Origin of the sequence: Aeromonas sp. NJAU223, assembly GCF_051125555.1 — a bacterium.
In the GTDB taxonomy this organism is placed as follows: domain Bacteria; phylum Pseudomonadota; class Gammaproteobacteria; order Enterobacterales; family Aeromonadaceae; genus Aeromonas; species Aeromonas veronii_G.
The window spans coordinates 3,632,333-3,647,727 of the sequence record NZ_CP144204.1; the positions used below are offsets into that span (position 1 = coordinate 3,632,333).

A 15,395-nucleotide genomic window follows, 5' to 3' on the forward strand; every position below is an offset into this window, starting at 1 on the left:
CTCATCAAGCCAGCCCATAAAAAAAGCGGCAGATTGCTCTGCCGCTTTTTGTTCCACCCGAGAAGGTTACTTGTCGATATCCAACATATTGTTTTGCAACATGAAGTCGATGACCTGGTTGGCCGTGGTGCCGGAGCCACCGGTCAGGGTATCGAAGGTGTGGTTCGTCAGCACTATCTCCTGCGTCACCGGTGCAGTGCTGTTCTCCTTGACCTGCAGATGCACCCCTTCGCTGTCCTGGAACACCGAGAGCAGGCTCTTGAGCGAACTTTCGTTCTTGCTGCCATCGCTATCCAGCAGATCGCTGAGATCCAGCTTGTCCCCTTCGGCCTTGGAGAAATCGGTGACATAGTCCTTGGTCACAATGCCAGGGGTCGTGTCACCCTTCTGCCAGACGAAGGTATCGGCGCCGGCATCCCCGGTCAGGATGTCGTTGCCAAGCCCCCCACGCAGGATGTCATTGCCCAGACCGCCGCTCAGCAGATCATTGCCAGCGCCACCGTCGAGGTTGTCGTTGCCGCTCCCGCCATAGAGGGTGTCGTTGCCACTCTCGCCGAACAGGTTGTCGTCACCGCTACCGCCAAACAGGATGTCATTACCGGCCCCGCCGTACAGGAAGTCATTGCCACCCTGACCGAACAGGATGTCGTTGCCATCCCCACCCAGCAGCACATCCGCCTTGTCATTGGCCGAAGACTGGTCAAAGTCGCTGGCATGCTCCTGAATATAGCGATGTACGTCGGCATCCAGCACATCGCTGCGGCCCAGCTGCGCCGCCACATAGCTCTTGATGGCGGCATAGCCTTCCCCGTTGATGCCGGCAAAGTGCACCGCATCGCCAAACAGGATGTCATCGCCGGCCCCGCCATCGAAGCGGTCGGCTCCCGGCAGATTGTTCACCGAGGTGCCGAGGATGGCGTTGGCCAGATCCGAGGCGTTGACCCCGGTCTTGAGCACGCCGTCTGAGTCGTAAGACTTCAGGTCATTGGTGGAGATGTTTGCCCCCAGCCCGATGGCCTCGACGGTCACTCCCATCCCGGTCAGTAGCCCGAAGCCCGCTACCGAGTTGTTGATGGTGGTAGTGGTCGAATCCTGCCCGTTACCGCCAAGGGTCGAGTAGGTATAGCCACCCTTGCCGTCTGCACGCATATAGCCAATCGCAGAACCAGCGGCATATACCCGCCCATTGCTATCGATGATGGTATAGCCATTGGCGGTATAAACCTTCCCAACAACATAATTACCACCGAGAACCGTATTCAGATAAACGTCATTGCTGCTCCCCGAGTAATTCAATACACGAGGGTTGCTGCCTTCACTATCCAGGTAATAGGTCGGCTTGCCATCGGTAATGAAGTAGGTCAGGTTCTTGGCATTGGTGTTGCTCTGTACGGTCGAGCTGTTGAACCAGTTGGCCGTGGTTTTGAACACATCCTCGTAGTTGGTGCCACCGCCGTTGTTGCTGCTGCCATCCATGCTGTCAAGGATGGTCTGCAGCTGGCTCAGGGCATTGGCATCCTTGAGGTTCACGCTGACCGACTTGTTGGCCAGGGTATCGAAGTCCACCAGGAAGATATTGACCTTGCCCGCCCCTTCCGTGCCGGCACTGTTCTTCAGGCTGGCGAAGACCTGGGCCAGCTGGTTCTTGATGGTGTTCATGGCATCGGTGCCGATACTGCCGGAGCTGTCGACCATGAAGGCGATATTGTAGTTCTGGCCCGACAGCACCACGCTGCCATCCAGATCCCCCACCACGATATTGTGCTCGCTGCCAAAGGTCCGGTTCTGGTCGCCCGGCTCCCCTTCGGTGGCGTTGAAGTAGCTCAAACGGATGCTGTCATCGTCGGTGGCCGAGCTGGTCTGATCGGTCCCCACTTCCTTGGCGATGGCCTCGACCTTGAGATCAACCTGGCCGGCACTGGCACCGGGGACGCGCAGAGTCAGCCCGGTCAGCTTCACATCCAGTGCACTGGCGCTCCACAGGCCATTGCCGGCGATCAGGGTGATCTTGCCATCAGCGCCTGCGGTACCCAGCAGTTGGGCGCCGTTATAGAGCTGTGTCCCCTGTGGCATGCCGGTCAGCACCAGGCTGTCGAACACTTCGCTGCCATCTCTGTCACTCAAAGAGGCCGTCAGCTCCACCGGATAGTCGACCACGCTCGGCTGCACCAGCGTCAGCGCCCCCGTATCCTGGTTGATCTGGTAGATGCCGTCAGCGAACTGGACATACTCGATGTCGTGCAGCGCCTTGGTGACCCCGCCCCCCTTCTCCGTCACCGAGAAATCGAACCAGCGATCATTGGTCGAGAAGCCACTGCCCTTCTTGATGGCGTAATCCGCACGGTTACCCGTCAGGACGGCGATATCAGTACCGGCACCACCATAGAGACCATCGTTGCCAAGGCCGGACACCAGCACATCGTTGCCATCGCCACCATAGAGGGAATCCCCCTGGGCTGCGTTACCGCCGACCAGAATGTCATTGCCCCCCTGACCATAGAGCAGGTCGCCACCACCGTGAGTGCTGACGATATAGTCGTTGCCACTGTTGCCAAGTACCTGTTCCTGACCACTGCTGCTATCGGTCAGCGAGTTGGTGATGCCAAAGGCCGTCTTGTTGAAGTTGCCGGACTGGAATTGCTCCGTCGTGATACTCGCACTCGGGAAGCTCAGGTTGTAAAGCGGTATGCCGTTACCGGTCAGGGTCAGGTTGACCGTCGGCTTGTCCGCCACGGCCGCCACATCGATCACCAGCTTGCCACTGTTGCTGAGGTTGGCGCCATCGCTGACCTGATAGCTGAAGCTGGCGTAATCCCCCTGCTTGTTGCCGGTCGAGGTGCCGTTGCCATTGGCCGCAATCGTGCTCGATTCATTGAGCCCGGGCACGAAGCGCAGATGGCCGGTATCGATGTCGCTGTAGGAGATCAGATCCCCCGCTTTCACGGCGACCCACTGACCCGCGGCGTTGAGGTATTCCAGCTTACCGTTGAGGGGCAGAGTGCCTATCTTCACGCTCAGATCGCTGTTCGCCTGATCGTCGCTGGCACCAAACTGGGCCCACTTCAGCACCTGAGGCTGATCTTCCAGCCCTGAGCTGTAACCACCTGCTGCGGTCGGCGCGCGATCATTGTCTGTGATGGTGCCCGTGCCCGTCTGTCCACCTATGGTGACCGACAGGGTCTCGTTTGCCTCGACCAGACGATCGTCCAGAGTCGGAATGGTCACCGTGAAGCCGGATACGCCGGCAGGAACAGTGATCTTGCCGGTCGCGCTGTTGTAGGTCACCCCATTGCTGAACTGCGCCGTTCCCCAGTCGAGGCTGGAGGCCGGGTTGGCACCACTGCCCTGGATGGCGAAGTCATACTGAGTCGCCTCCTGGGTTGCATCAGACAGGATCACCCGGTGACTCAGGTTGCTGCCTTCGGTCACGTTCTCGCTGGAGACCGACTGCACTATGGGAGTGAACAGCGGCTTGGTGGCAAACGACCCTATGCTGCCATCGCCATCCCCATCCACTGCCTTGAACTGGAAGTCGATATCCCCATCGCCCAGCGGCTTGGACATATTCTGGTACTGGAAGAACTCCCACTTGCCGGTCGCCGGAGTGAACTCCAGACGGAACACCAGGGTGCCATCACTGGTCTTGCCAACCAGGGTATTGGCCGATTCCAGCGTCGTGGTGATTGCCTTGCCGGTGGCCGTGGTCAACCCGGTTTCGGTTGTGCCGACCAGCTGCATCGCGCCCTTGCCATCGGCTCCCCACTGGGGTGTGACGCTACCCGAGCCGTAGGCGATGGCCTGAGCCGAACTGGCACCGAGGAACTCGATGCTCTTGACGGTGAAGTCACTGTTGTCCGAAGTGTTGGTATTGCCGTTGTTGGTGGCCTTGATCACCATGGTGTCGAAGCCGCCCTGTTGCACCTGGAAGTTGCCGGCATAGTCGCCGCCAGAGACATTGGAGCTGAAGGTCTGAGTGCCGATCAGCACGCCACCGCGGTAGAACTCCACCACGCCGCTCTCCAGCTCGCCACCGAACATCTGGCTGAATTGAATATTGGCGCCGTAGGCGACCTTGCCCGCATCCAGCTTGATGATCAGTTGCTCGGAAGCCGAAGTGCCATTGGCGAAGTGACGGAAATCGATCTCGTTGGCGATGTTGTGATAGGGGGCCGCCACACTGGAAACCCCCAAGCCTGCACTGGAACCATTGACATTCGCGGCAACCAGGGTCGAGTCGGTCGCCGACTTGAAGCCCAGAGCCGTGATGGTAAAGCCCGTCATCCCCACAGAGTTCTGATTGCCGCTGTATTTGGTCAGATCGAACACACCCGTCAGGGCGGCCGGGATATCCGTCTTGGTGACGGACACCGCAGCAGCATCCCCCGCTATCGGCGAGTCATCCTCTATCGAGATGGGCAGGTTCCCCGTAGTGGTCGCCTTGCCATCCGACACCGTCACACCGACCTGGAAGTTGAGCACATCCTCACTGCCCTTGACCGGGTGATCAAGCGGTGCCTTGAGGGTTACGTCATAGCTCCAATCACCCTTGCTGCCACCGGTCGGCGCCGTCAGCTTGACGTCGATGATCGCCTTGTAGTCAGCACCGCCCACTGTGCCGGTATACCCGGTCAGTACCTTGGTTGCGGCATTCCAGCTCCACTGCACCGCAGCACCGCCGGATGTCAGGCCGGTCGGCCCATTCAGGCTGACGGTCAGTACGTCCTGACTGTCGACATCGCCAACGGTGATCTTGCCGCTCGCAGCCACACTGTTGGTGGTATCGCTGCTACCCGCCGTATCAGCAATACCGCCGGCAAGGCCTTCTTCGGATACTACGGCTCCCTGGTCGATGCTCAATGTCGGCGCATCGTTGGTGCCGGTGATGGTGACCGAGACGATATGGCTGGTGCCATCAGTACTCTTAACGGTGAAGGTCTCGACCTTCGTCTCACCCTGACCCAGGTACTGCACCTTGCTGTTGTCGACGTTGTAGCTCCAGGTCCCGCCTTCGGTGATGGAGAGACTGCCCAGCGCACCCGCGCTCGGGGTGCCGCTGCCCGCCACGAATTTGGCCTGCCCCAGATCTGCATCGCTGATGGTCAGCACACCGCTGTCGCTCAGCTTGCCGCCGCTCACGTTCAGATCCTCGGTCACCGCCCCCAGATCATCCCCCGCGACCACAGCACCATCGTTCACGCCGGTGATGGTGATGGTGACGGTGTGGGTGGTGCCATCCACCGACTTCACGGTGAAGCTTTCAATACGCGTCTCGCCCAGCCCCAGGTACTGCACCTTGCTGTTGTCGACGTTGTAGGTCCAGGCACCACCGTCGGTGATCGAGAGGCTGCCCAGCACACCCGCGCTCGGGGTGCCGCTGCCCGCCACGAATTTGGCCTGCCCCAGATCTGCATCGCTGATGGTCAGCACACCGCTGTCGCTCAGCTTGCCGCCGGTCACGTTCAGATCTTCGGTCACCGTCCCCAGGTCATCCCCCGCGACCACAGCACCATCGTTCACGCCGGTGATGGTGATGGTGACGGTATGCTCGGTGCCATCCACCGACTTCACGGTGAAGCTCTCGACCTTGGTCTCACCCTGGCCCAGGTACTGCACCTTGCTGTTATCGACGTTGTAGGTCCAGGCACCGCCTTCGGTGATGGTCAGGCTGCCCAGTGCGTCCTTGCTGGCCACACCGTTGCCGGCCACAAATTTGGCTTCGTCCGCCCCATCCACGTCGCTCACGCTCAGGGTGCCGGTCTCGGTCAGGGTCGGGTTGGTTTCGTCTTCGGTGACCGCACCGCGGTCAGTGCCACCGATCACGGCAGAGTCGTTGACGCCAGTGATGGTGATGGTGACGGTGTGCTCGGTGCCATCCACGGACTTCACGGTGAAGGTCTCGACCTTGGTCTCACCCTGGCCCAGGTACTGCACCTTGCTGTTGTCGACGTTGTAGGTCCAGGCACCACCGTCGGTGATCGAGAGGCTGCCCAGCGCACCCGCGCTCGGGGTGCCGCTGCCCGCCACAAACTTGGCCTCGTCCGCCCCGTCCACGTCGGTCACGGTCAGGGTGCCGGTCTCGGTCAGGGTCGGGTTGGTTTCGTCTTCGGTGACGCCGCCGCGGTCAGTGCCGCCGATCACCGCGCCATCGTTGACGCCAGTGATGGTGATGGTGACGGTGTGGGTGGTGCCATCCACCGACTTCACGGTGAAGCTTTCAATACGCGTCTCGCCCAGCCCCAGGTACTGCACCTTGCTGTTGTCGACGTTGTAGTTCCAGGCACCGCCTTCGGTGATGGAGAGGCTGCCCAGCGCACCCGCGCTCGGGGTGCCGCTGCCCGCCACGAATTTGGCCTGCCCCAGATCTGCATCGCTGATGGTCAGCACACCGCTGTCGCTCAGCTTGCCGCCGGTCACGTTCAGATCTTCGGTCACCGTCCCCAGGTCATCCCCCGCGACCACAGCACCATCGTTCACGCCGGTGATGGTGATGGTGACGGTATGCTCGGTGCCATCCACCGACTTCACGGTGAAGCTCTCGACCTTGGTCTCACCCTGGCCCAGGTACTGCACCTTGCTGTTATCGACGTTGTAGGTCCAGGCACCGCCTTCGGTGATGGTCAGGCTGCCCAGTGCGTCCTTGCTGGCCACACCGTTGCCGGCCACAAATTTGGCTTCGTCCGCCCCATCCACGTCGCTCACGCTCAGGGTGCCGGTCTCGGTCAGGGTCGGGTTGGTTTCGTCTTCGGTGACCGCACCGCGGTCAGTGCCACCGATCACGGCAGAGTCGTTGACGCCAGTGATGGTGATGGTGACGGTGTGCTCGGTGCCATCCACGGACTTCACGGTGAAGGTCTCGACCTTGGTCTCACCCTGGCCCAGGTACTGCACCTTGCTGTTGTCGACGTTGTAGGTCCAGGCACCACCGTCGGTGATCGAGAGGCTGCCCAGCGCACCCGCGCTCGGGGTGCCGCTGCCCGCCACAAACTTGGCCTCGTCCGCCCCGTCCACGTCGGTCACGGTCAGGGTGCCGGTCTCGGTCAGGGTCGGGTTGGTTTCGTCTTCGGTGACGCCGCCGCTGTCAGTGCCGCCGATCACCGCGCCATCGTTGACGCCAGTGATGGTGATGGTGACGGTGTGGGTGGTGCCATCCACCGACTTCACGGTGAAGCTTTCAATACGCGTCTCGCCCAGCCCCAGGTACTGCACCTTGCTGTTGTCGACGTTGTAGTTCCAGGCACCGCCTTCGGTGATGGAGAGGCTGCCCAGCGCACCCGCGCTCGGGGTGCCGCTGCCCGCCACGAATTTGGCCTGCCCCAGATCTGCATCGCTGATGGTCAGCACACCGCTGTCGCTCAGCTTGCCGCCGGTCACGTTCAGATCTTCGGTCACCGTCCCCAGGTCATCCCCCGCGACCACAGCACCATCGTTCACGCCGGTGATGGTGATGGTGACGGTATGCTCGGTGCCATCCACCGACTTCACGGTGAAGCTCTCGACCTTGGTCTCACCCTGGCCCAGGTACTGCACCTTGCTGTTATCGACGTTGTAGGTCCAGGCACCGCCTTCGGTGATGGAGAGACTGCCCAGTGCGTCCTTGCTGGCCACACCGTTGCCGGCCACAAATTTGGCTTCGTCCGCCCCATCCACGTCGCTCACGGTCAGGGTGCCGGTCTCGGTCAGGGTCGGGTTGGTTTCGTCTTCGGTGACCGCACCGCGGTCAGTGCCACCGATCACGGCAGAGTCGTTGACGCCAGTGATGGTGATGGTGACGGTGTGCTCGGTGCCATCCACGGACTTCACGGTGAAGGTCTCGACCTTGGTCTCACCCTGGCCCAGGTACTGCACCTTGCTGTTGTCGACGTTGTAGTTCCAGGCACCACCGTCGGTGATCGAGAGGCTGCCCAGCGCACCCGCGCTCGGAGTGCCGCTGCCCGCCACAAACTTGGCCTCGTCCGCCCCGTCCACGTCGGTCACGGTCAGGGTGCCGGTCTCGGTCAGGGTCGGGTTGGTTTCGTCTTCGGTGACGCCGCCGCTGTCAGTGCCGCCGATCACCGCGCCATCGTTGACGCCAGTGATGGTGATGGTGACTGTGTGGGTGGTGCCATCCACCGACTTCACGGTGAAGCTTTCAATACGCGTCTCGCCCAGCCCCAGGTACTGCACCTTGCTGTTGTCGACGTTGTAGTTCCAGGCACCGCCTTCGGTGATGGAGAGGCTGCCCAGCGCACCCGCGCTCGGGGTGCCGCTGCCCGCCACGAATTTGGCCTGCCCCAGATCTGCATCGCTGATGGTCAGCACACCGCTGTCGCTCAGCTTGCCGCCGGTCACGTTCAGATCTTCGGTCACCGTCCCCAGGTCATCCCCCGCGACCACAGCACCATCGTTCACGCCGGTGATGGTGATGGTGACGGTATGCTCGGTGCCATCCACCGACTTCACGGTGAAGCTCTCGACCTTGGTCTCGCCCTGGCCCAGGTACTGCACCTTGCTGTTATCGACGTTGTAGGTCCAGGCACCGCCTTCGGTGATGGAGAGACTGCCCAGTGCGTCCTTGCTGGCCACACCGTTGCCGGCCACAAATTTGGCTTCGTCCGCCCCGTCCACGTCGCTCACGGTCAGGGTGCCGGTCTCGGTCAGGGTCGGGTTGGTTTCGTCTTCGGTGACGCCGCCGCGGTCAGTGCCGCCGATCACCGCGCCATCGTTGACGCCAGTGATGGTGATGGTGACGGTGTGGGTGGTGCCATCCACCGACTTCACGGTGAAGCTTTCAATACGCGTCTCGCCCAGCCCCAGGTACTGCACCTTGCTGTTGTCGACGTTGTAGTTCCAGGCACCGCCTTCGGTGATGGAGAGGCTGCCCAGCGCACCCGCGCTCGGGGTGCCGCTGCCCGCCACGAATTTGGCCTGCCCCAGATCTGCATCGCTGATGGTCAGCACACCGCTGTCGCTCAGCTTGCCGCCGGTCACGTTCAGATCTTCGGTCACCGTCCCCAGGTCATCCCCCGCGACCACAGCACCATCGTTCACGCCGGTGATGGTGATGGTGACGGTATGCTCGGTGCCATCCACCGACTTCACGGTGAAGCTCTCGACCTTGGTCTCACCCTGGCCCAGGTACTGCACCTTGCTGTTATCGACGTTGTAGTTCCAGGCACCGCCTTCGGTGATGGAGAGGCTGCCCAGCGCACCCGCGCTCGGGGTGCCGCTGCCCGCCACGAATTTGGCCTGCCCCAGATCTGCATCGCTGATGGTCAGCACACCGCTGTCGCTCAGCTTGCCGCCGGTCACGTTCAGATCTTCGGTCACCGTCCCCAGGTCATCCCCCGCGACCACAGCACCATCGTTCACGCCGGTGATGGTGATGGTGACGGTATGCTCGGTGCCATCCACCGACTTCACGGTGAAGCTCTCGACCTTGGTCTCACCCTGGCCCAGGTACTGCACCTTGCTGTTATCGACGTTGTAGGTCCAGGCACCGCCTTCGGTGATGGAGAGACTGCCCAGTGCGTCCTTGCTGGCCACACCGTTGCCGGCCACAAATTTGGCTTCGTCCGCCCCATCCACGTCGCTCACGCTCAGGGTGCCGGTCTCGGTCAGGGTCGGGTTGGTTTCGTCTTCGGTGACCGCACCGCGGTCAGTGCCACCGATCACGGCAGAGTCGTTGACGCCAGTGATGGTGATGGTGACGGTGTGCTCGGTGCCATCCACGGACTTCACGGTGAAGGTCTCGACCTTGGTCTCACCCTGGCCCAGGTACTGCACCTTGCTGTTGTCGACGTTGTAGGTCCAGGCACCACCGTCGGTGATCGAGAGGCTGCCCAGCGCACCCGCGCTCGGAGTGCCGCTGCCCGCCACAAACTTGGCCTCGTCCGCCCCGTCCACGTCGGTCACGGTCAGGGTGCCGGTCTCGGTCAGGGTCGGGTTGGTTTCGTCTTCGGTGACGCCGCCGCTGTCAGTGCCGCCGATCACCGCGCCATCGTTGACGCCAGTGATGGTGATGGTGACGGTGTGGGTGGTGCCATCCACCGACTTCACGGTGAAGCTTTCAATACGCGTCTCGCCCAGCCCCAGGTACTGCACCTTGCTGTTGTCGACGTTGTAGTTCCAGGCACCGCCTTCGGTGATGGAGAGGCTGCCCAGCGCACCCGCGCTCGGGGTGCCGCTGCCCGCCACGAATTTGGCCTGCCCCAGATCTGCATCGCTGATGGTCAGCACACCGCTGTCGCTCAGCTTGCCGCCGGTCACGTTCAGATCTTCGGTCACCGTCCCCAGGTCATCCCCCGCGACCACAGCACCATCGTTCACGCCGGTGATGGTGATGGTGACGGTATGCTCGGTGCCATCCACCGACTTCACGGTGAAGCTCTCGACCTTGGTCTCGCCCTGGCCCAGGTACTGCACCTTGCTGTTATCGACGTTGTAGGTCCAGGCACCGCCTTCGGTGATGGTCAGGCTGCCCAGTGCGTCCTTGCTGGCCACACCGTTGCCGGCCACAAATTTGGCTTCGTCCGCCCCATCCACGTCGCTCACGCTCAGGGTGCCGGTCTCGGTCAGGGTCGGGTTGGTTTCGTCTTCGGTGACCGCACCGCGGTCAGTGCCACCGATCACGGCAGAGTCGTTGACGCCAGTGATGGTGATGGTGACGGTGTGCTCGGTGCCATCCACGGACTTCACGGTGAAGGTCTCGACCTTGGTCTCACCCTGGCCCAGGTACTGCACCTTGCTGTTGTCGACGTTGTAGGTCCAGGCACCACCGTCGGTGATCGAGAGGCTGCCCAGCGCACCCGCGCTCGGAGTGCCGCTGCCCGCCACAAACTTGGCCTCGTCCGCCCCGTCCACGTCGGTCACGGTCAGGGTGCCGGTCTCGGTCAGGGTCGGGTTGCTCTCATCTTCGGTCACGCCACCGGTGTCGCTGCCAGTAATGACAGCCGCATCGTTCACGCCAGTGATGGTGATGGTGACGGTGTGCTCGGTGCCATCCAGGCTCTTGACCACAAAGGTCTCGACCTTGGTCTCGCCCTGGCCCAGGTACTGCACCAGGCTGTTGTCGACGTTGTAGGTCCAGGCACCGCCTTCGGTGATGGAGAGACTGCCCAGTGCGTCCGGGCTGGCCACACCGTTGCCCGCCACAAACTTGGCCTCGTCCGCCCCGTCCACGTCAGTCACGGTGAGGGTACCGGTCTCGGTCAGGGTCGGCTTGGTTTCGTCTTCGGTGACCGCACCGCGGTCAGTGCCGCCGATCACGGCGCCATCGTTGACGCCAGTGATGGTGATGGTGACGGTGTGTTCGGTGCCATCCAGGCTCTTGACCACAAAGGTCTCGACCTTGGTTTCACCGTCGCCCAGGTACTGCACCAGGCTGTTGTCGACGTTGTAGGTCCAGGCACCATCGGCATCAATGGTCAGGCTACCCAGTGCGTCCGGGCTGGCCACACCGTTGCCCGCCACAAACTTGGCTTCGTCCGCCCCGTCCACGTCAGTCACGGTCAGGGTACCGGTCTCGGTCAGGGTCGGCTTGGTTTCGTCTTCGGTGACCGCACCACGGTCAGTGCCGCCGATCACGGCGCCATCGTTGACGCCAGTGATGGTGATGGTGACGGTGTGTTCGGTGCCATCCAGGCTCTTGACCACAAAGGTCTCGACCTTGGTCTCGCCCTGGCCCAGGTACTGCACCAGGCTGTTGTCGACGTTGTAGGTCCAGGCACCGCCTTCGGTGATCGAGAGACTGCCCAGTGCGTCCTTGCTGGCCACACCGTTGCCCGCCACAAATTTGGCTTCGTCCGCCCCGTCCACGTCGCTCACGCTCAGGGTGCCGGTCTCGGTCAGGGTCGGCTTGGTTTCGTCTTCGGTGACGCCGCCGCGGTCAGTGCTGCCGATCACCGCGCCATCGTTGACGCCAGTGATGGTGATGGTGACGGTGTGGGTGGTGCCATCCACCGACTTCACGGTGAAGCTTTCAATACGCGTCTCGCCCAGCCCCAGGTACTGCACCTTGCTGTTGTCGACGTTGTAGGTCCAGGCACCACCGTCGGTGATCGAGAGGCTGCCCAGCGCACCCGCGCTCGGAGTGCCGCTGCCCGCCACAAACTTGGCCTCGTCCGCCCCGTCCACGTCGGTCACGGTCAGGGTGCCGGTCTCGGTCAGGGTCGGGTTGGTTTCGTCTTCGGTGACGCCGCCGCGGTCAGTGCCGCCGATCACCGCGCCATCGTTGACGCCAGTGATGGTGATGGTGACGGTGTGCTCGGTGCCATCCAGGCTCTTGACCACAAAGGTCTCGACCTTGGTCTCGCCCTGGCCCAGGTACTGCACCAGGCTGTTGTCGACGTTGTAGGTCCAGGCACCGCCTTCGGTGATGGAGAGACTGCCCAGTGCGTCCTTGCTGGCCACACCGTTGCCCGCCACAAACTTGGCTTCGTCCGCCCCGTCCACGTCAGTCACGGTCAGGGTACCGGTCTCGGTCAGGGTCGGCTTGGTTTCGTCTTCGGTGACCGCACCACGGTCAGTGCCGCCGATCACGGCGCCATCGTTGACGCCAGTGATGGTGATGGTGACGGTGTGTTCGGTGCCATCCAGGCTCTTGACCACAAAGGTCTCGACCTTGGTCTCGCCCTGGCCCAGGTACTGCACCAGGCTGTTGTCGACGTTGTAGGTCCAGGCACCGCCTTCGGTGATCGAGAGACTGCCCAGTGCGTCCTTGCTGGCCACACCGTTGCCCGCCACAAATTTGGCTTCGTCCGCCCCGTCCACGTCGCTCACGCTCAGGGTGCCGGTCTCGGTCAGGGTCGGCTTGGTTTCGTCTTCGGTGACGCCGCCGCGGTCAGTGCTGCCGATCACCGCGCCATCGTTGACGCCAGTGATGGTGATGGTGACGGTGTGGGTGGTGCCATCCACCGACTTCACGGTGAAGCTTTCAATACGCGTCTCGCCCAGCCCCAGGTACTGCACCTTGCTGTTGTCGACGTTGTAGGTCCAGGCACCACCGTCGGTGATCGAGAGGCTGCCCAGCGCACCCGCGCTCGGAGTGCCGCTGCCCGCCACAAACTTGGCCTCGTCCGCCCCGTCCACGTCGGTCACGGTCAGGGTGCCGGTCTCGGTCAGGGTCGGGTTGGTTTCGTCTTCGGTGACGCCGCCGCGGTCAGTGCCGCCGATCACCGCGCCATCGTTGACGCCAGTGATGGTGATGGTGACGGTGTGCTCGGTGCCATCCAGGCTCTTGACCACAAAGGTCTCGACCTTGGTCTCGCCCTGGCCCAGGTACTGCACCAGGCTGTTGTCGACGTTGTAGGTCCAGGCACCGCCTTCGGTGATGGAGAGACTGCCCAGTGCGTCCTTGCTGGCCACACCGTTGCCCGCCACAAACTTGGCTTCGTCCGCCCCGTCCACGTCAGTCACGGTCAGGGTACCGGTCTCGGTCAGGGTCGGCTTGGTTTCGTCTTCGGTGACCGCACCACGGTCAGTGCCGCCGATCACGGCGCCATCGTTGACGCCAGTGATGGTGATGGTGACGGTGTGTTCGGTGCCATCCAGGCTCTTGACCACAAAGGTCTCGACCTTGGTCTCGCCCTGGCCCAGGTACTGCACCAGGCTGTTGTCGACGTTGTAGGTCCAGGCACCGCCTTCGGTGATCGAGAGACTGCCCAGTGCGTCCTTGCTGGCCACACCGTTGCCCGCCACAAATTTGGCTTCGTCCGCCCCGTCCACGTCGCTCACGCTCAGGGTGCCGGTCTCGGTCAGGGTCGGCTTGGTTTCGTCTTCGGTGACGCCGCCGCGGTCAGTGCTGCCGATCACCGCGCCATCGTTGACGCCAGTGATGGTGATGGTGACGGTGTGGGTGGTGCCATCCACCGACTTCACGGTGAAGCTTTCAATACGCGTCTCGCCCAGCCCCAGGTACTGCACCTTGCTGTTGTCGACGTTGTAGGTCCAGGCACCACCGTCGGTGATCGAGAGGCTGCCCAGCGCACCCGCGCTCGGAGTGCCGCTGCCCGCCACAAACTTGGCCTCGTCCGCCCCGTCCACGTCGGTCACGGTCAGGGTGCCGGTCTCGGTCAGGGTCGGGTTGGTTTCGTCTTCGGTGACGCCGCCGCGGTCAGTGCCGCCGATCACCGCGCCATCGTTGACGCCAGTGATGGTGATGGTGACGGTGTGCTCGGTGCCATCCAGGCTCTTGACCACAAAGGTCTCGACCTTGGTCTCGCCCTGGCCCAGGTACTGCACCAGGCTGTTGTCGACGTTGTAGGTCCAGGCACCGCCTTCGGTGATGGAGAGACTGCCCAGTGCGTCCTTGCTGGCCACACCGTTGCCCGCCACAAACTTGGCCTCGTCCGCCCCGTCCACGTCAGTCACGGTGAGGGTACCGGTCTCGGTCAGGGTCGGCTTGGTGTCGTCTTCGGTCACGCCACCGGTGTCGCTGCCAGTAATGACAGCCGCATCGTTCACGCCAGTGATGGTGATGGTGACGGTGTGCTCGGTGCCATCCAGGCTCTTGACCACAAAGGTCTCGACCTTGGTCTCGCCCTGGCCCAGGTACTGCACCAGGCTGTTGTCGACGTTGTAGGTCCAGGCACCGCCTTCGGTGATGGAGAGGCTACCCAGTGCGTCCGGGCTGGCCACACCGTTGCCCGCCACAAACTTGGCCTCGTCCGCCCCGTCCACGTCAGTCACGGTGAGGGTACCGGTCTCGGTCAGGGTCGGCTTGGTGTCGTCTTCGGTCACGCCACCGGTGTCACTGCCAGTAATGACAGCCGCATCGTTGACGCCAGTGATGGTGATGGTGACGGTGTGTTCGGTGCCATCCAGGCTCTTGACCACAAAGGTCTCGACCTTGGTTTCACCTTCGCCCAGGTACTGCACGTCGCCATTCGCCACGTTGTAAGTCCAGGCACCATCGGCATCAATGGTCAGGCTGCCCAGTGCACCCGCGCTCGGGGTGCCATTGCCAACAATGAACTTGGCTTCATCCGCCCCGTCCACGTCAGTCACGGTGAGGGTACCGGTCTCGGTCAGGGTCGGCTTGGTGTCGTCTTCGGTGACCGCACCACGGTCAGTGCCGCCGATCACGGCGCCATCGTTGACGCCAGTGATGGTGATGGTGACGGTGTGTTCGGTGCCATCCAGGCTCTTGACCACAAAGGTCTCGACCTTGGTCTCGCCCTGGCCCAGGTACTGCACCAGGCTGTTGTCGACGTTGTAGGTCCAGGCACCGCCTTCGGTGATGGAGAGACTGCCCAGTGCGTCCTTGCTGGCCACACCGTTGCCCGCCACAAACTTGGCCTCGTCCGCCCCGTCCACGTCAGTCACGGTGAGGGTACCGGTCTCGGTCAGGGTCGGCTTGGTGTCGTCTTCGGTCACGCCACCGGTGTCGCTGCCAGTAATGACAGCCGCATCGTTCACGC

General features: G+C 62.5%; 1 protein-coding gene and 2 pseudogenes. All 3 read right to left on the bottom strand.

Translation table 11 applies throughout. The features are described from left to right. Positions 1–66: 66 nt before the first annotated feature. Entirely contained in the window at positions 67–6,474 is a 6,408-nt protein-coding gene (locus tag VZC39_RS16620; RefSeq protein ID WP_434668499.1) for a VCBS domain-containing protein, read from the bottom strand. Continuing rightward, a pseudogene (locus VZC39_RS16625) lies at positions 6,459–13,506 on the bottom strand (VCBS domain-containing protein); the annotation flags it as partial. The pseudogene VZC39_RS16625 and the gene VZC39_RS16620, both read right to left, overlap by 16 nt. Next, positions 13,489–15,393 (bottom strand): annotated as a pseudogene (locus tag VZC39_RS16630) (VCBS domain-containing protein); the annotation flags it as partial. The pseudogenes VZC39_RS16625 and VZC39_RS16630, both read right to left, overlap by 18 nt. Positions 15,394–15,395: the final 2 nt, after the last annotated feature.